We start from the raw sequence: 21,463 nt of genomic DNA on the forward strand, positions 1-21,463 counted from the left end.
CCTTTAATTCCTCTTCCCTTAAAACTAAATCACGCCTGCTCTCCTCCTCTAGTTATGCAGGCAACGCCGTTACTGGCTGTAAAATCTATCCTTTTAAACCGCCCTGGTACGAAATACCTTCGATTAGGTACTCTTCGCCGTACAGGAAAATCAATAGCGGCGGCACAAGATAAATAACCGCTACCGCAAATGCCAGGCTTATTTCGCCTGAATTGATTTTCGACAAAAATACCGAAAGCGGATGAAGCTCATCGTTGCTGAGCAGAATAAGCGGCTGCTCAACCATGTTCCAATAATCTATAAAAACCAGAATTGCGATTGATATAAGTCCGCTCTTACAAAGCGGGGCGCATATCTGGGTAAATATCTGCCACTCACTGGCTCCGTCAATTGATGCTGCCTCCATTACCTCTGCCGGAATTCTCCTGATAAATTTCGTAAGAAGATAAACCGCAAACGGTGAAAAAAATCCGGGCAGCCATATGGCCCATCTCGTATCAAGTATTCCGAGAGCCGATGATACCAGATAATTAGGTACCAATGTAACCTGATATGGCATAAGCATCATTATGATGTAAAGGAAAAATATTATCTCCCTTACCCTTCCCTTGTATCTTGCAAACCCGTAGGATGCAAGCATCGCCACTAGAAGCTGAATCACAAGGATCGGAACAACATAGATCATGCTGTTCCAAAACTTAACAAGATATTCCGGTGATTTGAACAGCACAGTGAAATACTGACTGAATGTAACAATATCCGGAATAAACTTGAGGTTAACCGTTTTTGATATAAATACCTTTCCTCCGGTATCCGTCGTCTGAAAAACCGCACCGTAATTGGCACTGATTTCAGAAGAACTCATGAAGGAATTTGTAATTGTAAGTATTGTCGGCAATAGGAACAATGCCGCAAAAATCGCACATATAATGGTTCCTGCTATAGTACCGTATTTATATATTTTTTTCTTTCTTCTTGCCTTCCGAATGGCTCTTTCGTAAAACGCCGCTTCACCGGTAGGCAATTTAAGTCCTGCCATACTAGCCTTCTATATCCTTTCCATACCGGTTTTCAGTGTTAAACATGATAAGCATCAGAACAACAATTACCAATGCCATGATAATGGCCGAAGCCGAAAGCTTCTGGTAATCGACTGAGGCAAATGTATTATTCATAAAATGCTGCATCATATACAGCGTTTTATAAGGATAATCTCCGGTCATTAGATATATCTCTCTGAATACCTTAAAGGAATTAATAAGAGACATAATGGTAACAAACAGTATAGTGGATGAGAGATATCTCATCTTTATTGTCCAGAAAATCTGTCTGTCAGTTGCGCTCTCAAGCTTTGCCACCTCAATCAGATCCTTGGGCACACTCGAAAGAGCTGCCATGAACAGAATCATGTTATAGCCGAGGTTTTTCCATAAAAACAGTGCAACAATAACTATCTGCGCCTTGTCTGATTTAAGCCAGTCAATCTTTGGTCCGCCGAAATTCATACTTATGACATTTATAATTCCGTTAAAATGGAACAACACCTGCCAAATAAGTACTATCGAAGCAATTGGAACCATCATGGGGCTAAGGAAAAAGCTCCTGAACTGGCTCTTAAACGGTATACCTGATTCCATAACAACAGCCAGGAACAGAGAAAGCGCCACCGCAAGAGGCACAGCTATTATCGAAAACATAAAAGTATTATATGCAGCCTGCCTGAAAGCATTATTAACAAACACTCTTTCAAAATTGAAAAAGCCGACAAACTCTTTCTGAATAGGATTGTTTACAACCGAATAAAAAACAACCACACAGAAAGGAATAACAAAGAATGTCAAAACTCCCATGAGACTCGGTAAAAGAAATGCCCATGAAACAGCAGTCTCACGAATAGTCTTTCTAGTGCTCTTTTTATTAGCAAGATGCTTTATTCTCTTAGCGCGGTTCACAATATTATTCTTTAATCCGCGATTTTGCTCATCAGTCTGGCCTGCAGCATTTCTTCTGAGAAATCTATTAAATTTTTCAGCTGATCCCGATATCTTTTCGGGAATCTTTTTCATTTTATCCATAAATCAGTTTTTAAAGCTATGTATCGGAGCCGGAATCCTTCCTCCTCTGTTAACAAATTCATCACAAGAAAATGTGTTGACGCTCATGATAGGACCAAATCCCAATAGTCCACCAAAGTCCACAGTATCTCCTGCTTTCTTACCGATAACCGGTATGAGTCTTACGGCTGTAGTCTTCTGGTTTATCATGCCGATAGCCATCTCATCGGCAATAATTCCGGAAATGGTTGTACTTTTTGTATCTCCGGGAATTGCTATCATATCAAGACCTACAGAGCATACACAAGTCATAGCCTCAAGCTTTTCAAGTGATAAAGCTCCTGCATTAACTGCATTTATCATACCCTGGTCTTCACTAACCGGAATAAATGCACCTGACAAACCGCCTACATAAGAGGATGCCATTGCTCCACCCTTCTTAACCTGGTCATTTAACAACGCAAGTGCTGCAGTAGTCCCGGGTGCGCCCGCATGCTCAACACCAATCTCATGAAGAATATCAGCAACACTGTCTCCGATAGCCGGTGTGGGCGCAAGTGAAAGGTCAACAATTCCAAAGGGAACTCCTAATCTTTCGGAAGCTTCCTTTGCTACAAGCTGACCTACTCTCGTAACCTTAAATGCTGTCTTTTTAATTGTTTCACAGAGAATTTCAAAATTCTCCCCGCGAACCTTTTCCAGTGCCGTCTTAACAACTCCGGGCCCGCTTACGCCGACATTTATAATTCTGTCGGCTTCTGTAACTCCATGAAAAGCACCTGCCATGAAAGGATTGTCATCAGGAGCATTGCAGAATACAACAAGCTTCGTGCACCCCGCACTGTCATTATCCTTAGTAGCCTCGGCTGTCTTAACGATTACGTCGCCAAGAAGTCTTACGGCATCCATGTTTATTCCTGTTTTGGTTGAACCTACATTTACAGATGAACATACAACATCTGTCTGGGAAAGTGCCTGCGGTATAGACTCTATAAGAAGTCTGTCGGCATCTGTCATGCCCTTACTTACAAGCGCGCTGTAACCACCGAGGAAGTTTATTCCAACATCCTTTGCAACCTTATCAAGAGTCTTTGCAATAGACACAAAATCCTCTGTACTCTTGCATGCAGCCGCACCGATAAGCGCGATCGGAGTAACGGAAATTCTCTTATTTACGATTGGAATACCAAACTCCTTGGCAATATCTTCTCCGGTCTGAACAAGATCCTTGGCGGATCCATAGATTTTCTCATATATATTTTTGTTTAATGTATCAAGGTCTGAGCTGATGCAATCCAAAAGGCTGATACCCATTGTAATAGTACGGACATCCAGATTTTCCTTTTCGATCATCTCGTTAGTCTCAGAGACTTCATTAATGTTAATCATTTAAGCTCCTTTTTAAATTCTGTGCATTGAATCGAAAATTTCTTCTCTCTGGCATTTAATTACAACGCCGATGTCCTCACCGATCTTATCCAGGGTGTCGCTTACTTCCTGGAAACTTGCTTCACTCTTACTAACATCAACGATCATCATCATATTAAAATATCCGGAAACTATTGTCTGTGAAATATCAAGAATGTTGATACTGTTTTCAGCCAGAAAAGTACATACCTTAGCAATAATACCTACAGTATCCTTACCGACCACAGTAATAATGATTTTGTTCATAATATTTTACTCCCTTGTCTTTTCTCACACTTCAATAACAGGAGAAAGCTCATTTCTCGCTGCTACCATTATTGGAAAATCATTTCCATGATATGGATTCTCACCCATTTCTATCTCAACCCTCACCGTCTCGTAAGCAAGCTCGGGCAGATTGTTCTCTTTACTCAGATGTCCGAGAAGAATTCCTTTAAGGCCGTCGTGCAAAATCCTGCACAGAAGTTCACCGCTCTTTTCATTGGACAAATGTCCTTTTTCACCAAGGATTCTCCTTTTTAACTGATACGGATACGGCCCCGTCTGAAGCATCCTCACATCATGATTGGCTTCTATCAGTATTGCATCCATGCCTCTCAGGTTATCAACCGTATAATCATTGTAACATCCAAGATCCGTCGCGACTCCGATTTTCTTTTTGCCGCAGGAAACCCTGTACGCCACAGGTTCAAGCGCATCATGCATTATCGTGATCGGATTTACAACAATATCCTTTACCGGAACCTTTTCATCTGCTCGGATTTCATGAAACTCAGCAGAGAGCATTTCTCCCTTCTTATCACTTGTCCTGATTCCCTGTAAAGTTCCTCTGGTTGCATATACCGGAATATCATATTTTTTTAAAATAGTATGAAGTCCTGCAATATGATCTGAATGCTCATGTGTGACAAAGATCGCATCTATATCGGCCAGGGATAAATCCATTCCGGCCAATCCTTCTTCTATTCTTTTCTTACTGCATCCTGTATCTATCAGGATGTTTGTAGTATCGGAACCTATATAAATACTGTTACCGCTACTACCGCTTGAGAGGCTTGCAAGTCTCATCTAATGCAATCTCCGTTTCCATATTAAGTATAAACTGTGACGAAAATGTGTCTATCATATTAAGATTGTGTTATCTATTTCCAATAGACTTCAATTCTGTCGCCTTCATGTATCGCCTGCATATAATCGGGAGTACCGCCATTTAGTGTGGTTACTATCGATCTGCCGTTAGGTTTACTGAGGTCAAAATCAATAACATCAAATATATCTACAAAAATATAATCCGATTTTCCGTGAAGCACAATAGGCTCATTGTTAACTATTACATGAAGATCATGTGTAACCACGCGTCTGGTGGGTGCTGCACTCCTTACAGAAGAAGTAGTTGTACTTCCGCCGGAGATACTTACGCTGCCATCTTCATTCTCCTCCAAGTCAAGATCCGCATCGGCTTCGTAGGATGACTCCTCATTTTCCTGTTCGATGGCAACTTCATCGGCATCGGGGAAATTAGCATAATATTCCATGATAGCATCAGCGCCGCTCTTAAACTCAACCTTAAAGTTCTCGTAAACGGGAGTATCTCCTTTTGCAACCTCATTGTTGACAGTGATAACCATATCCTCTGTGAGGTCAATATCCAGAAGCTCCGCTATCTGAGCTGCAGTCTCATAATCAAGAATCTTTATCTCGTCTCCGGACTTAATATCATAAAGGCCGGTCTGAACTTCTCCGTTAACCTCAGCGGTTCTCGGTACGTCAATACTCTTTCCGTCTACAGTAATATTGAAGGTTCCCTTGAACTCAGGAATATCATTGATTTCACTGCTTCCTGCCTTACCGACTGTCGAACTTGTAACTTCGATAATATCATTTGCATGAATCTTGGTATGAATATCTGCAGGAGATCCGTTAAGCGTGATAACAGCTGCCTCTCCGGGCTCACCTCTCACCATTCTCTCCTGGCCGTTAACGGTAAATCTCAATTCTTCGCCGCGCTTAGGGAACAGATCCTCGTTAGGAAAATCTGCCTGCATCGCAGCATCAACAATTGCAAGCTTACCGTTATCGTAAATTTTAGTCTGCTGTCCGTTAAAGGATACAAACACAAAGTTGTTGGACTGCTCATAGAAGCTTATACAGATACCGAGAGGTGTAACCATAAGTGAATCTCTCTCAATGGTGCTGTCTTCATTAAGGAATCGAATGCTCTTCATGACTTCTTCGCCCCGAAGCGCAACACGCTCCTCCGGAATCTTCATCTCTTTTGCCAAAGCCTTGGTGTACCCCGGTACACAACCGCCACCTCCGACAACGAATACAGCACTTACTGATTTATTGCCGTTAAGCTGCTTAATCTGCTGTGTTACCATCTTGGACATCTTCTCAACAAGAGGCTTAATCATTTTTGATATTTCCTTTGCCGAGATTGTCTTCTCAAGTCCCATGATATCAACATATTTAACCTGATCCATGTGACTTGCGTCAATTTTAATCTGATCCGCGGTATTGAAATCAACCAGGCAGTGCTGAGCAATAATCTCTGTGATGGAATCACCTGCAATTGGAAGCATTCCATAGGATGTAATTGTTCCATCATCCGTTATACAGATATCGGAGGTTCCTGCACCAACATCAACAAGTGCCAGATTAAGCATTCTGAACTGAGGCGGAATTGCAACCATCATAGCAGCTATAGGCTCGAGAGTCATATTTGCAACCTTAAGGTCTGCTCTCTCACAAGCCTTATAAAGACCGTCAACACAATCATCCGGAAGGAAGGTTGCAATAAGGTCAATTGCTACTCTTCCGGCATTATGTCCTTCTAGATTGGCAATCTGATAATCATCAAGATAATAATGCATTACAGAGTAACCAACCAGATAAAATTTCATATCCGACTGATTCTGCGCAAGGAATTCCTGATAGGCCTTCTCAACAGCTTTTGACTCAAGGTTATAGATTTCCTCCTGAGTAAGCTCTCTGTTATCAGTGAATTCTTCTTCAAAATTTGTTTTAATTGTACGAAGTACACGACCTGCGGCAGCAATACATACATCTGTCAGATGTATCTGTGTCTGCTGTTCAAGATTCTCCTTGACGTGCCTGATCGTAGCGCCAACCTTGCCGATATCATGTATCTGTCCATCGAGCATGGCTCTGGTCTCATGCTTCTCAACACACTGCGCCATTACATTGAAGATTTCATCCTCCATGTACCCGACTGTACCGACAACACTTCTGGTACCGATATCAAGACCGAATACTACGTTTTTCTCAGATTGTTCAACCATTTCAGCCATCAGTTTTCCCCCAGCTTCAAATCAATTTGTCTTTTAGTGTCGTTCTCATCATTGCTGTTATCTATTACAAAACTTGCATATTTACGGAATTCTTCATCGGAAAGCTGTCCCTTTATAATATCATCTATCTTCTCATCACTGTATCCGCGCGATTCTTTAAGGCGCTTTCTCCTGACACTCTCATCTGCGTAAATGTACCACAATTCATCCACGATTTTGTGATAGCCGTTTTCAATAAGAAGTGCAGCTTCTATGAAAAGATAGTCAAGCTTTCCTTCCGCTTTTTCTTTTTCTATTTCACCGAAAATATAATTATTTACCGCAGGATGAAGAATATCATTAACCTGCTTTAAGAGACTATCATCGGCAAATATCTTCGCCGCCATCTTTTTCTTGTCTATCTCTCCATCCGGTCCGAGTATATCCTCGGAAAGAAGATCAACTATTGGTTCATAGCAGCTCTGTCCCTTAAGCTTAATATCATTAGCCACTTTATCGGAAAAGATGATACGGCAGTTACAACTCTTCTCTATGTAGTTAAGCACTGTGCTTTTTCCGGCGCCTACTCCTCCGGTTACTCCGATTACTTTCACTCTACTTCGCCTCAAACCAGTCTGAACCCGTGTGACACTCTGCCTCGAGCGGAACAAGAAGATCAGCTGCTTTTGTCATCTCCTCTTCAAGAATAAGCTTTATCTTTTTCTCTTCTTCCTTCTTGGTCTCAATCAAAAGTTCATCATGTATCTGAAGAATCATTCTTGATAATAACTGTTCTTTTCGAATTCTTCTCCATACACGAATCATAGCAATCTTAATAATGTCGGCAGCAGTTCCCTGAATCGGAGCATTCATTGCAACTCTCTCTCCGAACTGTCTCTGCATGAAATTGCCTGACTTAAGCTCCGGCATCGGGCGTCGTCTTTTATAAAGAGTCACCGCATAGCCCTTTTCCTTGGCACTCTCTACCGCGCTGTCCTGATAATTCTTAACCCCAGGATAAGTTGCAAGATAGTCCTCCATGTACTTCTTTGCATCGGATCTGGAAATATTAAGATCTTCGCTAAGTCCGAAAGCACTTATTCCGTATACTATTCCAAAATTAACAGCCTTAGCGTTTCTTCTCTGGATATCAGTAACCTCATCGAAAGGAATTCCAAATACCTTTGATGCCGTAATCCTGTGAATATCTCTACCCTCGTGATATGCATCTATAAGGCCCTGATCCCCGGACATATGAGCCAGAATTCTAAGCTCTATCTGTGAATAATCGGCATCGGCAAAAACATATCCTTCCTTCGGAACAAAAACCTTCCTGATAGCTCTGCCGAGCTCAGTCCTCATGGGGATATTCTGAAGATTCGGTTCTGTCGAACTGATTCTTCCCGTAGCAGTTATTGTCTGGTTAAAACTGGTATGAATTCTATTGTCTGTATCAATATATGTCGCAAGACCATCCGCATAAGTGCTCTTTAACTTCGTAAGCCCCCTGTACTCAAGAATATTCCTGATGATAGGATTCTCGGGAGCAAGCTTTTCCAGGACGTCAGCAGCAGTGGAATAGCCTGTTTTTGTCTTCTTTCCGCCTTTCAATCCCAGTTTCTCAAAGAGTATCTCCCCCAGCTGCTTTGGAGAATTGATATTAAACTCCTGGCCTGCCTCCTTATGTATAGCCTTTTCCAGTTCCTCGATTCTGCCTGTAAGGCGCTCACCGTAAACCTTAAGCTCTTCTCGTTTAACAAGGATACCTTCTTTCTCCATGTCATAGAGAATATAGCTTAGCGGCATTTCAACATCATTCATCAGATCCTGCATGTCAGAGTCTTCCAGCTTCTTCTGAATAAGAGGAGCCGCTTTATAAGAAACATACGCAAGATATCCTGTGTACTCTTTTCTGAGATTCCTGTCTGCCGCAAGCGGAGATTCTTTTCCGAAAATCTGTGTCTTGGATCTAATTGTCATCTGCAGATATTCCGAAGCAATATCTTCCGGAAGGTAGTCGTTCTTTAAGGGATTGTTCAGATAAGCCCCTATAAGAATATCAAATGAGCCCTCTTTTTTCTTTTCGTAGTTGTCAACTTCGTAGGGTTTAAAATATTTATATGCATGCTTTATGTCAAAGAAAGAAAGTCTGCATTTCTCCGAAAGTTCCTCGAGCTTCTCCCCAACATAAGCGGCTGTAATATCGTTTTCAAGCTCAAAATACGAAGCCTTTTCATCTTCAAAGCAAACACTGATTCCAATAAGATCAGTAGACTCTGATGCGTCATCAAAAAGTGAAAGCTGTCCGATTTTTTCCCTCTTTTTTCCTGACGGGCTATCATCGGATAAAATTCCTATTCCGATAAACCGGTCGTTCCTTGATCCGGCATAAGACAAAGCACCTTTAAATACTGCATCTGCTTCAGACTTCGTATTGATGTCTTTAAAATCAATCTTAATCTCTGTTTTTGTAACATCTCCCTCAAACTTCGTAAGGAGATTGCGGAAATTCAGTCTTTTAAAAAGCTCATAAGCTTCGCGATTAAAAATGTTGTCGATTGTGGCATTTTCGAAAGAGTAATCAAACTCGGCATTCACATCGATTGTTGCGAGAGTCTTACTCAAATCGCATAGCTCCCTGTTAGCCGCAAGCGATTCTCTTATTGCCTTCTTTGATATATTGTCAAGATTGGCATATATATTCTCAATAGATCCGTAAGTAGTCATAAGCTCAATTGCAGTCTTCTCACCGACCTTGGGAACCCCGGGAATATTATCCGATGAATCTCCCATAAGGGCTTTAAGCTCTATAAACTGAACCGGATTTACTTTATATAAAGTCTCGACATCACCTGCAAAATAATTCTCGATTTCTGTTTTGCCCTGTTTTGTCTTGGGAATACGAACGCAAATATGATCCGTTGCAACCTGCAAAAGATCCCTGTCACCGGAGACAAGTCTGACTTCCATGCCTTCTCTCTCGCCTCTCTTAGCGATAGTTCCGAGAATATCGTCAGCCTCAAGTCCTGCCTTCTCCATACGGCAAATGTTCATGCTGTCAAGAACTTCCTTCATCAGCGGCACCTGCTGTCTGAGTTCTTCCGGCATTGGCTTTCTGGTTCCCTTGTACTCGGCATATATTTTGTGTCTGAATGTGGGTTCGTGGACATCAAAAGCAACAGTCAGATAATCCGGCTGTTCCTCATCAATCAGTCTGAAAAGAATATTCAGAAATCCATAGACTGCACCTGTATGCAGGCCTTCTGAATTAGTAAGATCAGGAAGACCGTAGAAGGCTCTGTTAAGTATACTGTGTCCGTCTATCAGTAATAATTTCTTCCCCATTTTAAAAATATCCCCAACTAAATAATATTAAGCAAATAAAATCTATCCGTTGTCCTTATTCTCAGCGAAGCGCGATTGAAAGCGCAATCGCTGCTATAATTTCAGCAACGACCATAATCTGCAGAAAGTATGCGGTCTTCAATAATCTCTTACGCATACGAAGTCTTACCCAGGCATCATTCGTAGTGGACTTCAGTTCTTTCGTAAGGTTAAAAGTACTACCATCCTCAAGTCTCTGAATACCTGTTTCTATCAAAAACTGTATGGTAAGTTCTTCCTTACAACTTCTGCAGGATTCCATATGATTCAAAAATGACTCAAGAGAATAATTATCCAATTCATCAGCTAAAAAGCCGGGTATCATTCTCTGAAATTCTTTGCAATCCATAGTATCGCCAACCCCAATATCTTGTATGAACATAATATCGCAAAGCATACTACTAAACAATATCTAGCATACACCAAAACAGTCAATATTACAATCGGTTAAACTCCCTATATGACGGAAACGGAACTATAAATCACATATGGTGCAGAAAAATATATGGCACCAAAATCTCGTTGCTTACGCATAATCGATTTTGGTGCCATACACTTTTCTTTCCATATATTCTTTATTGTTCCGTTTCCTGGCTATTACTTTCTCCCTGCGATTTCGGAGGAGATTTCTTCGATTTTCTCATCAGTCAAGATGTACTTTTTCTTAAACCAGAAGATCGCGAAAAGGATTCCGATAACAGGAATGATTGTCATTGTCATGCGAAGCCCCATCTTCTGCATGATATCCACTCCCTGTGAATAGTCTATGTCTGTTGTGGTTTCTGCAGTGTCATTGCTTAGCTGCAATATCTGGAGCGCAAGAGCAGCAATAAATGCCGATACTCCGGACGCAAGCTTTACCACAAAGGTTTGCATGGAAAATATAACAGATTCATCGCGGCGGCCGTTCTTAAGTTCACCGTAATCAACGGTGTTTGCAAGGAATACGGTTGTAATAACCGCAAGCATTCCGTTTGCAGAGAAGATGAAAAACGCCGGAATAAAGAGGATATATACGTTATCCATTTTTGTTGATGCAAGTACAAGAAGCGTTATATATCCTGCAATAGCCATTCCCATGCTTATGAAGTAAATCTTTATAGATGTAAAGAATCTTCTTAGGAATGGATATAAAAGCATCATTGCCAGAATCTGAATTCCGCCGCCAAAGGTTGAAAACAGTGTGTATGCACCTCTCCAGCCTACTGTTCCGAAATCGTATTTAAAGAAATAGATTACAAGGTTTGATGTAATGTAGATTGAGCAATTAACGATTACGATAGCTACAACTACTGTCATTGCCTGATCATTCTGAATAAGTGCTCTGAACATCTCTCCTATAGATGCTGTTTTCATGTCAACTGTGGATTTTTCCTTAACATTGATACAGCATATTACAGTAAAGAGCACAAACAAAGCAGCGATCACAATTGTAAAATATGAAAAACCGATTCGTTCTACATCTCTATCGGTGATGCCCGCTCCTCCAAAGATATGGCCAAGAGCAGAAACAGACATTACTGTTATGATTGTAATTATCGCGGAACCAACACCTGCGCATGAACGAGCGAGTGTTGTAAGCCCCTCTCTTTCTTTTCCGCCCTCAGTAAAAGCAGGTATCATTGACCAATAGGGAATATCCATCATCGTATAGGTAACACCCCAAAGTATATAGGTTACAGCCGCATAGGCTACAAGCCCGCTTCCCGACAAAGTCGGCGGTGCTGAGAACATCAGATATAGCACTATTGCATTTGTTATAGTTCCGATAAGAAGCCAGGGTCTGAATTTTCCGAATCTGGTCTTCGTCTTAGCAACTATAGCTCCCATTATAGGATCATTAAATGCATCAAAAACTCTTGCCACCATAAGAATTACACCCATAGCGGCAGCACTAACCCCAAGAATATCCTGGAAGTAATACAAAACGTATGAAGCGGAAAGCATGTAAACCATGTCTTTTCCGACTGCTCCAAGACCATAAGACGCCTTTGCGGCTCCGGACAATTTGTTATGTTCGCTCATTACTTTTTAACCTCTTAAATCAAATTATTTGTTGTTATTTTTCATCCCCATGGCAAGCTCCACAACCTTGTAAGCTCCGTCATAGAGACCTGCCTTTTTATTTTCAACAATATTGTTACACATATCATCGAGCAGCGATGTATGCAGGAACTGGCTCAGCATCTGTACTGTATGCGGAATGTCTCTACACTCAAGTGTTCCGTCTCCCACCTCGGCAGAATGTATAGCGCCCCACATCTCATGCTTTCCCACTCTCTTTATAAACAGCTTGGGAACAGGATAAAATGCAAGTTCACTGGGCTTTGTAACCAGCACATCGCAGCTTCTCATAAGGAGATTGGTACAGTAAACAGCTTCGAAAATATTCTCATGCCAGAAGCCGTGAATACCGGTCACTTCATTTGAAGGATCAAGCGCATCAGCCGCAAATTTTTCTGTATCCGCAAAATCACCGAGATGCTCGTGGATGAAGGAACTCATCCCGGGAATCTCTTTTTTCAGATCCTCCCAGACCTGTCTGTAATCACCCACATTTACATATAAAGCTGCTTCATTCTTCTTTATCTTCGGAAGCAGATACTTTATTATTGCAGCAAATATCTCTTTTTGTGCTCCGGCTCCGCCAATTGTAAGAAGGAATCTCATTGGCTTTTTGTTTTTCCTCCTATCACATCTGGCCTTACAGTCATTCTCAATATTTGAAACAAGTTCATGGTCAATATAATGTCCGGTATAAACAAGTTCCTTTCCGGGCATTGCCTTGCAGACCTTATTCTTATTCATACCGTTAAGTATTCTGTAGCCCATATATGCATTTCTGCACTGTATTGTATGAATAGATCCTTCAGAAAAATGAAGTGCCATCGGCCAGTTATCGGGAACCGCATTGACTACATACTTCATACCGGCATGGATCGCAGCCTGAGCAGGCCATACATGTGTTGCAATAACAGGAATATCCTTTGGCACATTTTTATAAACAGGTGCCATCAGCTCAGCATTTGCCTGATCAGCCGCATTATATGAAAGAGCTCTGAAGCCTTCATAGTTTACAGGCTCCCACACTAGTTTGTTGAAAATAGGATTTTTTGAAAGTCTTGATCCAAGAGAATACAAGTCATTCTGAGCACTTATCAGCTTCGTGCAGGTTGTATGCGGATAGGAATTAAGATCCATCCAGTACGGTGTATATCCCATATACTTAGCACATGAAGCCATTGCCATGCTGATTCTGTAATGTCCAAAGCCCATTCTGATATTTCCAACTATAAGTCCTTTTTCCTCGTCGAAAGGCAGTGTCCCGGAAACATCAGCATTTTCAGGCAGCACCTCGATATTTTTTACTCCGAGACTCTCTCCTATGTATTTATTCTCTGTTATTTTGACAGGGTAATTTGCTTTGGAGTCATCTCCGAATTTTTTCTTGTTCTTTTCTTTTGTTTTCATTGCCTTCCTGTATACTTTTTCAGGCATTTCGTTTCCGAAAATTATCTTGGATTTCTCAGACATTACCATTTATCCTTTCACTAATTGTAAAACTTATTTCTTTCTTTATTTTCTCTCCGCTCGCACGAAGACTTATTATCAGCTTACCTGTAGAACCCTGGCGCCTCTTGGATTTAATATAGGTCCCGGCCATTCCGCCTCTGAGCGGCACCGTTCTGGGTCCGATAATCTCAATTGCACCTTCTGTCTTAAGCTTGCAGGGTTCGGCAAAAAACGGTAGAACATTTCCATTCTGGTCAACAACTCTTATCCTCACCGATGCCACATCGTAAGATCTGCCCTCCATAAGCTCAGTGTTACTAACCACAGTTTCAATGCTTATCCCCTTTACCGTCTCTTTTACGATTGTTGCTGCAACCTCGCCATTCTTAATAGCCTCAAATTTAAACGATGTTGCCTCGCCGCCCCAGTCACCGATGTATTTCTGGTACATATCAACTATGTCCTTAACAGACATCCTATGGAAAAGCATCATCTCAAGACCGGTAATCTTATCGCCAAGAGATAGGCTCCCCATGCCGTGGCGTGCAGCCTGGTTTAGTGCATGCTTAACTTTTCCTGCAAAGTATTTTGAGAACTTTTCATTTTCCGCAAACTCATCACCAATAAAGTCGTCCACAAGTATTGGACCATGTTCAATATTTCTATAAGGTGACGCACCTGGATAATACTCTTTTATAAAAACATCGTTCTTATACATTTTTACGGAATCCGCATTTGTAAAGAGCCATATATCACCGCGAATGCACTCGGGATGCTCTCCGATATCCATAGCAGATGACAGTTCCAGTACTGTCTTGTCATTTCCCTGCATTGCATATCCGTAAGCAGCAAGCTTGGGATTCCTGAACATGTCCATCACGCCGTGATAACAGATTCTGTCGCCCGAACCGAAATCCTTGTGAGTGTTGTAGTCAAACATGCACCAGCCAATGCCTCCGGCTATGTCCCTCTCACCTGCGATAGCATCCATGACTCTTATATGTCTCATCGCATGCTCGACTCTTGTATCTTCAGGATCGAAAGCTTTTGTCGGATACATATGTCCGTTATACTCTGTTACCATGTACGCCGAAGACATATCCGGTGTTGCCTGTCTCTTTTTAATGCAACCGGGCGTTTTCCCGTTATGTGAAAAGTCATTTAATGTATATACATCCTCAAGAAGATGCATTTTTGTAGCCGCTCTTACTCCTCCGGTGGCTCTCGAAGAATCAAGCTCATGAGCGATATGATTTGTTTTTAAGTAAAAATCATCATCATCTGCAGATTCATTAATTCGGACACCCCAAATAAAGATCGAAGGATGATTCCTGTACTGGAAAATCATTTCTCTTTCATTCTCAAGAGCCTGTTTTTTCCAATCCTCATCACCTATATGCTGCCATCCGGGTATCTCGGTAAATACAAGTATTCCCATTCTGTCACAGGCTTCCATAAAATCCTGAGATTGCGGATAGTGGGAAGTTCTTACGCAGTTAAGACATAAGTCTTCTTTTATTATTCTCGCATCCTCTATCTGCATCGAGGCAGGCATTGCATATCCAACATACGGATAGGACTGATGTCTGTTCAAGCCGCGCAGTTTGAATTTTCTTCCGTTTAGATAAAAGCCGTCTGCCTTAAAAGAAGCGTTCCTGAATCCAAACGTTATATTTTTCTCATCAATGAGCTGATCATCTCTGTATATTCTAATGATATATTTATAAAGTGCGGGATTTTTCACATCCCACAAGACAACAGGAAGTGTATGATAATCAAAGGTCATCTTATTTTTTGCAGCTATCCTGTTTAGCTCAGTTTCCTCTGCATATTCATCATTTGCATCCTTGGGAAGTTCACCTGAAATTCTTTTTAGTGACTCGGTTACAACACAACCGGTAAGTGATCCCTTGATTCTGAATCTCGCACGTAGGAAAGCTCCGACAGATCTTGGTGAAACATCCTTCTCCTTAAGCGAAACGTTCATAACCTCAGGAACTTCTGTATATACAAACGCTCTGGAAATATAGGTCTTATCGGTTATTTCGATAAATACATCTCTGTAAATACCTCCATAAGTCATATAATCCACCACAAACCCGAAGGGCGGAACATTCAGAGATTCTCTACTGTCAAGCTTCACAACAATTGTGTTTGGTTCGTCATAACGAATATGCTCGGATATATCAAACTCGAAGGCAGTATAGCCGCAGGAATGTGTCCCAAGAAGCACACCGTTAAAATATACCGTAGCTTCATGCGCCGCACCTTCAAAATGAATTGCAACTCTCTTGTCCTTCCAATTATGGTCTGCCCTGAAAGTCTTGCGGTAGCAGCTCACCATCTGATAAACAGCATCATCAAAATAATTGAAAGATGTCTCTGCAACTGTATGTGGGATTCTTATATTTTGAAATCCTGTATCCCTGAAATCTGAGCTGATCATACTCTCATCAAATTCGCTCTTAAATTTCCAGTCATTGTTTAAATAGATTACTTTTCTCATCAGGCTTATCCTCAATTGTGTCCGGAAACGAATTGCACACATTTACGTTTCCGCATGTTTATAGTAACACTCCACGCGTGGAGAAACAAGAAACGAAATGTGCAAATTTCGTTTCCGCATTTTGTGCAATAATACTATATTCCAAAAATATATATGTAAGGGGAATAATAATCTGAATTAGCAAAAGAAAAAGACATCCAAACATATACTGCCTGAATGTCATAATAATAGTGCCGGCGGTGGGACTTGAACCCACACGCCCGTGAGGACAACAGATTTTGAGTCTGCATCGTCTGCCATTCCGACACGCCGGCCTATGTGCAAAAATCTGCGACTCACCTATGTTAACATATCAAAAATGGATATTCAAGCACCAAATGGACATATTATCAAAAGAGCCGTCAACTATCCCATTCTTCATACTCGAAAGCGGTTTCTTTTCTTCCTGCCTTTTTCCCAAGGAAGTAGAATATGCCTGCTATAACAAGCACTCCTACGAATACGGAAAGTCCGATTATAAGCAGGTTCTTCTTATCATCATCAAGATCATCGAAACGATCCTGCGCATATGCGCAAGCACTCTTAGCCTTGGTTCCTGTAAAAGAAAGAACCTTTTCTGCGCTCTTTTTAAGTTCATCAATATCGATATCCTGTATTTTTTTATCAAACAAGCAACTCATAATAATCCCCCTTTACATGGCTCATCCATGTTCTCCTGAATAAATGATATCATTTCTTTGCCGGCTTTCACAACCTCTTTTCCATAAAATCCATGACCGGCATCGGTTATCTGTATGATTTTGGCTGCAGGAAAATTCCTTCTTGCATCAAGACTGTATGAAATCGGAACAACCTGATCGATATTGCCATGCAAAATAAGTACATTCCTGTCATATTTGCCCATACAGTCATGTATATCAAGAGAAAATGCATCCTCGTAGTATCTGCGCCCTACCGGAAGACCGAAAACAGTTGTTGTTTCCTCAATCATCTCTTTCTTTGGATATCTGTTTTTAGCATCGTCAAAAAGAATATATGCAGGATATAGAAGCACCATAGCCCTGATTTCTTTAGGTGTTTTGGAAGCTGCAATAGTTGAAGCTACGCCTCCCTGGCTTTCTCCCATAAGAAATATATTCTTCCTGTCTGCAAAAGGTGCTTTTCTAATATTTTCAACCACAGCTTCTATGTCTTTGCTTTCTGTGAGCACAGACATATCAGTCATTTTACCGTCGCTCCTGGACGATAGACCACCGCCGCAGAAGTCAAAGATATAACACCCTATCCCTTCCCTTACAAGAAGTTCCGCATAAGGCCTTGTTCCTTCCCGGCTTCCCCCGAAGCCGTGCGCCATGATCACTATGGGATATCTTCCCTTAGCATCATCAGGCAAATATAGTTCCCCAGAAATGTGATACCCGTCTCTCTCCACTATATATGTCTTTTGCATAGCTGCCTCACATATAATACAGAACCACATTTTTCCGATAACTATTTTATCAAAATTTCATACAATTAACAAGTTTTGGGGCATCTATAAACGGTTAAAAAAACATAAAAATAATCTTCAAATTTTCGAAAGAAATCTATTGAATTAATTCAAATATGTAATACAATATATAGTAGTTGAAGGGGAATTATTTCAACTATATGTATGTATATGTTGGATTTTACTATTTTTGGGGGTTCTTTATGTCAGCCATTTTAACAAAAGAATTTGATATTGATATGACCAACGACAACGTTATCGATTATACACTTATCAGACATATGCTTCGTTCCATAGGCATTAATCACTGGTCTGTATCCAAGGCAATGGATGAATATGATGTGCCTGAAGATCAGCGTGACATTTATATGGAGACTATTGCTGACAAGTTTTTTGTCAGCTGATACGATAGTATAACCCTATTCCATAAGAACAAAAACGGACATTTTTGAGAAAATGTCCGTTTTTGTCGTTCATATTTCAATATTATATATGTCCTATGTTTATTTTACAGTAACCTTACAGGTTGCTTTCTTTTTCCCATCCTTTGTAGATACTGTGACGATACAAGTACCTTTTCCTTTTGCCTTCACAACACCTTTTTTTGTTATCTTGGCGACTTTTTTGTTGCTGCACTTCCATACAAGCTGCGTAGTATCCTTAGCTGAAACCGGGTTAGTTTTTACAGTCAGTTGGAATTTCTTTCCCTTTTTCAGCTTTAGCTTTTTCTTATTCAGCTTTAATGACTTTATTTCTGAGTTTTCCTCAGTAACCGTAACATAACAGATATCCTTTTTGCCATCTGGAGAAGAAACCGTTACAGTACAGGTTCCTGCTGCTACAGCATTCACCTTGCCGTTTGAATCTACTGAAGCCACATTTTTGTTATTGCTCTTCCATGTAAGAAGTGACTCTGCTCTGGCAGGCTTAACCGTCACCTTGAGCTGACTACTTTCTCCGGCCTTCAAAGTAAGTTTATCCTTACTAAGTGACAGCGTCTTTACAGATACATAGGAACCTACAGTTCCAGTATTATAGCTTGTAGAACTCATGGGATGAAGCTGATAAAATGACGAATCCGCATACTGCGACCATCTTTTGTGATCATCAAATTCACTGTCACATTTCATAAAGTACGCATATTTTTCCTTGTCTTTTCCCGCATCCCAGGTTGCATCAATGTTATAGTAATAATCTCCAACTCTAACAATATTCCAGCCATGCCCTCCGGAACTTGTATTCCCGGCAATAAGCCTGCAGCTTACCCCCGCATCATTTAAAAGTCTGTAAACAAGGAGCGCATATCCCTGGCAAACAGCACTTTTATTTATCGCAGCCGCATAGCAGGTATATTTTAACTGAGAATTACCATACTCATATTTTACGTTGTCGCATACATATTCATACACCGCCAGAATTTTGTCATATTCTCCCTTTGATGAGAGCGACAATGCGGATGAAATCTGGCTTACTTTTGCATTCACAGATTGTTCCTGCGCTGCAGAAGTATAATAAGTCATATAAAAAGTGAAAGTTCCGCTTGTTTTGCCGTCCTTCTTATCATAGGCTATCTGCATTCCCATGCCGCTATAGCCCCATTTGAGATAATCGCCTTCATTACCCTTGCCTGTATGCTGCATTGCAATATTGAAAGCATTATTCTCCATAGTTATAAGCGAAGAAGCATCATAATCCGTACCCGGGAATGTGAAGTACACATAGATATTCCTATCCTTACGTTTTAATCCTTCTCGCAAGACAGTAGCTGCCTCAGCTACAGAAGAACTCTTTTCCGCATTAAGAACAGCCTCCTCGGTAACCCGAAGTTCAGGGCCGTAATAAAGCTCATCCTCAGAAATAATCCCGGCATATAAAGGATTAACCCTGTAGATTGCCTCTGTAGTTTCTAAATATCTGTTATTATCCTCTGCTTTGGAAATAATGGAATAATTCTCCGAAGAACTCACGAAAAGAAAGGCTATCAGAGCGATAGCGATGAACCTGATCTTTTCCCTCGTAAAAAAATATTTCATTAAATAACCCTCAATAACGAAAAAATGTTACTGAGGGTATTATAACACATTTTTAGTATCTTTACATTTATTGATGATTTTTTTATTGTTGCAAAGCTTCAACTATTGTGGGCAAAAGCTGCTTTTTCCTTGATACAACACCTTTTAACAGCGCTATATGGTCGCTGCCTGCTGTCACATGGAAACCTGCATCAATGATACTCTCCGCCTTGTTCCCTTCAAAAGCCACAATCGAAGATTCGCTTATTATATTGGTCATCATAAAGAAAATCATATCAAGTCCGTCGCTCACCATAATATCCTTGAGCTCAGGAAGTACTCTCTCCTTGATCTCTGCAAGCTCTTCTGCGCTCATAGAATTGACCTGACCAATACCGATTGTTTTATCTTCAACTGTAAACTTTTTGAAGTCCTGATGAACAATCTGTTTTGGAGTCTTGCTTCCCATATTGGATCCTGCACGGAACATCTCCCTTGCAAAATCCTCAACATTTATCTCCGCAATAGCAGCAAGCTCTTCACCTGCGCGCTTATCTATCTCTGTACAGGTAGGTGATCTGTACATGAGTGTATCCGAGATAATGGCCGACAGCATAAGTGCCGCCGTGGTTTTATCAACCTCAATCCCAGATTCTTTATACATCGAATAGATTATTGTACACGACGAACCAAGGGGCTGATTTCTGAAAAATACCGGATTTGCAGTCTCTATCGATGATCCGAGTCTGTGGTGATCGATTATCTCAAGAATTTCTGCACTCTCAGCTCCATCAACAGTCTGGCTCTTTTCATTATGATCAACAAGAATTAGCTGTTTTCTCATCGCTCCCAGCAAATTACGGCGTGAAATCATTCCCACAAAGTTCTCATCTTCATCTAAAACCGGGAAATATCTGTGGCGAACCTGTGCCATGGTCTGCTGAATATCTTCAATAAAATCATTGGTGTGAAAAGAAACAAGTTGTTCTCTTTTCATGATGGAGCCAACAGGCGCGCTCTCATTGATAAGTCTTGCTACGGTAAAGGTATCATAAGGAGTTGTGATAATCCTACAGCCGCGTTCCTCCGCAAGCTTCTGTATTGTATTGGTGACCTTGGCATCTATGCAGACAACTATACAGGCTGCCTGGTTCTCTATAGCAACAAGCTGCGTTTCATAGCGGTTACCGCATATAACTATATCTCCGGGATCAATTACCTCCTCCATGATTTCCGGAGAAGCTGTCGCAATCAGAACTTTACCTGATGTAATCTGCTCTGACATATCCCCCACAAGCATATTGCCATCAAGCGTATCAACTATATTTCCGTAATAGGTCTTTGTTTCGGAAAGAATTGTCGCATCATGAACATCCATACAGGTCTCCATGATGTCATTTGTTGTAATAAGGCCTGTCAGTTTTCCATTCTGAGTAATGCAAAGAGTAACTACATTCTCATCCTTCATTCTCTCCCAAGCGCGTTTTAAGGAAATATGATCATCATCAGCATGGAGGTCTCTTATCTCCATGTCGCAAACCTGTGTACGCACATCCTTTGTATACTTCGGCGCAGTTATACCAAAACGCCCAAGCACAAACTGTGTCTCCTCATTAAGATGCCCGCATCGTCTGGGTTCACAGACTTCTTCACCTGCAATCTTGTTCTTAAGATTCGCATAGCATATTGCTGCACAGACAGAGTCTGTATCCGGGTTTTTATGTCCAATAACGTATACCAGTCTCTTCTTCATAAACTTCTCCTGAATCTATGTATAAAAAATCCTC

Annotated in this window: 17 protein-coding genes and 1 tRNA gene; 1 reads left to right on the forward strand and 17 read right to left on the reverse strand. The window is 41.0% G+C overall.

Features of this window, described 5'->3' with window-relative positions; all coding sequences use genetic code 11:
- Window positions 1–85 precede the first annotated feature (85 nt).
- From G596_RS0101650 to G596_RS0101720, 15 genes are all read right to left on the reverse strand, one after another.
- A complete protein-coding gene (locus tag G596_RS0101650) occupies window positions 86–1,039 on the reverse strand; it encodes a carbohydrate ABC transporter permease (RefSeq protein WP_022760089.1) in 954 nt (317 codons plus the stop codon).
- A 1-nt stretch (window position 1,040) separates the two neighbouring features.
- Window positions 1,041–2,075: a carbohydrate ABC transporter permease gene (locus G596_RS0101655; protein WP_022760090.1), complete on the reverse strand. Its 1,035-nt coding sequence runs from the start codon at window positions 2,073–2,075 to the stop codon at window positions 1,041–1,043.
- A gap of 3 nt (window positions 2,076–2,078) precedes the next feature.
- A complete protein-coding gene (locus G596_RS0101660; RefSeq protein ID WP_022760091.1) occupies window positions 2,079–3,443 on the reverse strand; it encodes a PFL family protein in 1,365 nt (454 codons plus the stop codon).
- A 12-nt stretch (window positions 3,444–3,455) separates the two neighbouring features.
- The gene (locus G596_RS0101665; RefSeq protein WP_022760092.1) at window positions 3,456–3,728 is read right to left on the reverse strand and encodes an ACT domain-containing protein; all 273 of its coding nucleotides are present in this window, start codon (window positions 3,726–3,728) and stop codon (window positions 3,456–3,458) included.
- 24 nt (window positions 3,729–3,752) lie between these two features.
- On the reverse strand, window positions 3,753–4,550 hold the full coding sequence (locus tag G596_RS0101670) for an MBL fold metallo-hydrolase (RefSeq protein ID WP_022760093.1): 798 nt from the start codon (window positions 4,548–4,550) through the stop codon (window positions 3,753–3,755).
- Window positions 4,551–4,624: 74 nt separating this feature from the next.
- Complete coding sequence (locus G596_RS0101675) at window positions 4,625–6,793, reverse strand: cell division protein FtsA (RefSeq protein ID WP_022760094.1); 2,169 nt, start codon at window positions 6,791–6,793, stop codon at window positions 4,625–4,627.
- Window positions 6,793–7,386 carry a dephospho-CoA kinase gene (gene coaE, locus G596_RS0101680; protein WP_022760095.1) on the reverse strand — a complete coding sequence of 198 codons (594 nt, stop codon included), beginning with the start codon at window positions 7,384–7,386 and terminating at the stop codon, window positions 6,793–6,795. The genes G596_RS0101675 and coaE overlap by 1 nt, the downstream gene beginning before the upstream one ends.
- A 1-nt stretch (window position 7,387) precedes the next feature.
- On the reverse strand, window positions 7,388–10,117 hold the full coding sequence (gene polA / locus G596_RS0101685; protein ID WP_022760096.1) for a DNA polymerase I: 2,730 nt from the start codon (window positions 10,115–10,117) through the stop codon (window positions 7,388–7,390).
- A 61-nt stretch (window positions 10,118–10,178) separates the two neighbouring features.
- Complete coding sequence (locus G596_RS0101690; RefSeq protein WP_022760097.1) at window positions 10,179–10,505, reverse strand: zf-HC2 domain-containing protein; 327 nt, start codon at window positions 10,503–10,505, stop codon at window positions 10,179–10,181.
- Window positions 10,506–10,753: 248 nt separating this feature from the next.
- The gene (locus G596_RS0101695; protein WP_022760098.1) at window positions 10,754–12,181 is read right to left on the reverse strand and encodes a glycoside-pentoside-hexuronide (GPH):cation symporter; all 1,428 of its coding nucleotides are present in this window, start codon (window positions 12,179–12,181) and stop codon (window positions 10,754–10,756) included.
- A 24-nt stretch (window positions 12,182–12,205) separates the two neighbouring features.
- Window positions 12,206–13,690, reverse strand: coding sequence for a DUF6937 domain-containing protein (locus G596_RS0101700; protein ID WP_022760099.1), 1,485 nt, complete (start codon window positions 13,688–13,690; stop codon window positions 12,206–12,208).
- Window positions 13,683–16,175: a glycoside hydrolase family 2 protein gene (locus G596_RS0101705; protein WP_026671152.1), complete on the reverse strand. Its 2,493-nt coding sequence runs from the start codon at window positions 16,173–16,175 to the stop codon at window positions 13,683–13,685. Before G596_RS0101705 ends, G596_RS0101700 begins: the two co-directional genes overlap by 8 nt.
- A 231-nt stretch (window positions 16,176–16,406) precedes the next feature.
- Window positions 16,407–16,489: transfer RNA gene (locus G596_RS0101710), tRNA-Leu, on the reverse strand.
- An 87-nt stretch (window positions 16,490–16,576) separates the two neighbouring features.
- Window positions 16,577–16,855, reverse strand: coding sequence for a hypothetical protein (locus tag G596_RS0101715; protein ID WP_022760101.1), 279 nt, complete (start codon window positions 16,853–16,855; stop codon window positions 16,577–16,579).
- Entirely contained in the window at window positions 16,852–17,625 is a 774-nt protein-coding gene (locus tag G596_RS0101720; protein ID WP_022760102.1) for an alpha/beta hydrolase family protein, read from the reverse strand. The genes G596_RS0101715 and G596_RS0101720 overlap by 4 nt, the downstream gene beginning before the upstream one ends.
- Window positions 17,626–17,867: 242 nt before the next feature.
- Between G596_RS0101720 and G596_RS0101725 the strand changes: the two genes are divergently transcribed.
- The gene (locus G596_RS0101725) at window positions 17,868–18,068 is read left to right on the forward strand and encodes a hypothetical protein (RefSeq protein ID WP_022760103.1); all 201 of its coding nucleotides are present in this window, start codon (window positions 17,868–17,870) and stop codon (window positions 18,066–18,068) included.
- Between the two features lie 99 nt (window positions 18,069–18,167).
- Here the strand turns inward: G596_RS0101725 and G596_RS0101730 are convergent, their stop codons facing one another.
- Both G596_RS0101730 and G596_RS0101735 read right to left on the reverse strand, forming a co-directional pair.
- Complete coding sequence (locus G596_RS0101730) at window positions 18,168–19,697, reverse strand: Ig-like domain-containing protein (protein ID WP_022760104.1); 1,530 nt, start codon at window positions 19,695–19,697, stop codon at window positions 18,168–18,170.
- An 82-nt stretch (window positions 19,698–19,779) separates the two neighbouring features.
- Complete coding sequence (locus G596_RS0101735; RefSeq protein ID WP_022760105.1) at window positions 19,780–21,429, reverse strand: putative manganese-dependent inorganic diphosphatase; 1,650 nt, start codon at window positions 21,427–21,429, stop codon at window positions 19,780–19,782.
- Window positions 21,430–21,463 lie beyond the last annotated feature (34 nt).

Source organism: Butyrivibrio sp. AD3002, assembly GCF_000420905.1.
In the GTDB taxonomy this organism is placed as follows: Bacteria; Bacillota; Clostridia; order Lachnospirales; family Lachnospiraceae; genus Butyrivibrio.

Bases quoted from the DNA above. Each gene is read 5' to 3' on its own strand.
- G596_RS0101650 (WP_022760089.1), bottom strand. From the start codon at position 1,039: ATGGCAGGACTTAAATTGCCTACCGGTGAAGCGGCGTTTTACGAAAGA.
- G596_RS0101655 (WP_022760090.1), bottom strand. From the start codon at position 2,075: ATGGATAAAATGAAAAAGATTCCCGAAAAGATATCGGGATCAGCTGAA.
- G596_RS0101660 (WP_022760091.1), bottom strand. From the start codon at position 3,443: ATGATTAACATTAATGAAGTCTCTGAGACTAACGAGATGATCGAAAAG.
- G596_RS0101665 (WP_022760092.1), bottom strand. From the start codon at position 3,728: ATGAACAAAATCATTATTACTGTGGTCGGTAAGGATACTGTAGGTATT.
- G596_RS0101670 (WP_022760093.1), bottom strand. From the start codon at position 4,550: ATGAGACTTGCAAGCCTCTCAAGCGGTAGTAGCGGTAACAGTATTTAT.
- G596_RS0101675 (WP_022760094.1), bottom strand. From the start codon at position 6,793: ATGGCTGAAATGGTTGAACAATCTGAGAAAAACGTAGTATTCGGTCTT.
- polA (WP_022760096.1), bottom strand. From the start codon at position 10,117: ATGGGGAAGAAATTATTACTGATAGACGGACACAGTATACTTAACAGA.
- G596_RS0101690 (WP_022760097.1), bottom strand. From the start codon at position 10,505: ATGGATTGCAAAGAATTTCAGAGAATGATACCCGGCTTTTTAGCTGAT.
- G596_RS0101695 (WP_022760098.1), bottom strand. From the start codon at position 12,181: ATGAGCGAACATAACAAATTGTCCGGAGCCGCAAAGGCGTCTTATGGT.
- G596_RS0101700 (WP_022760099.1), bottom strand. From the start codon at position 13,690: ATGTCTGAGAAATCCAAGATAATTTTCGGAAACGAAATGCCTGAAAAA.
- G596_RS0101705 (WP_026671152.1), bottom strand. From the start codon at position 16,175: ATGAGAAAAGTAATCTATTTAAACAATGACTGGAAATTTAAGAGCGAA.
- G596_RS0101715 (WP_022760101.1), bottom strand. From the start codon at position 16,855: ATGAGTTGCTTGTTTGATAAAAAAATACAGGATATCGATATTGATGAA.
- G596_RS0101720 (WP_022760102.1), bottom strand. From the start codon at position 17,625: ATGCAAAAGACATATATAGTGGAGAGAGACGGGTATCACATTTCTGGG.
- G596_RS0101725 (WP_022760103.1), top strand. From the start codon at position 17,868: ATGTCAGCCATTTTAACAAAAGAATTTGATATTGATATGACCAACGAC.
- G596_RS0101730 (WP_022760104.1), bottom strand. From the start codon at position 19,697: ATGAAATATTTTTTTACGAGGGAAAAGATCAGGTTCATCGCTATCGCT.
- G596_RS0101735 (WP_022760105.1), bottom strand. From the start codon at position 21,429: ATGAAGAAGAGACTGGTATACGTTATTGGACATAAAAACCCGGATACA.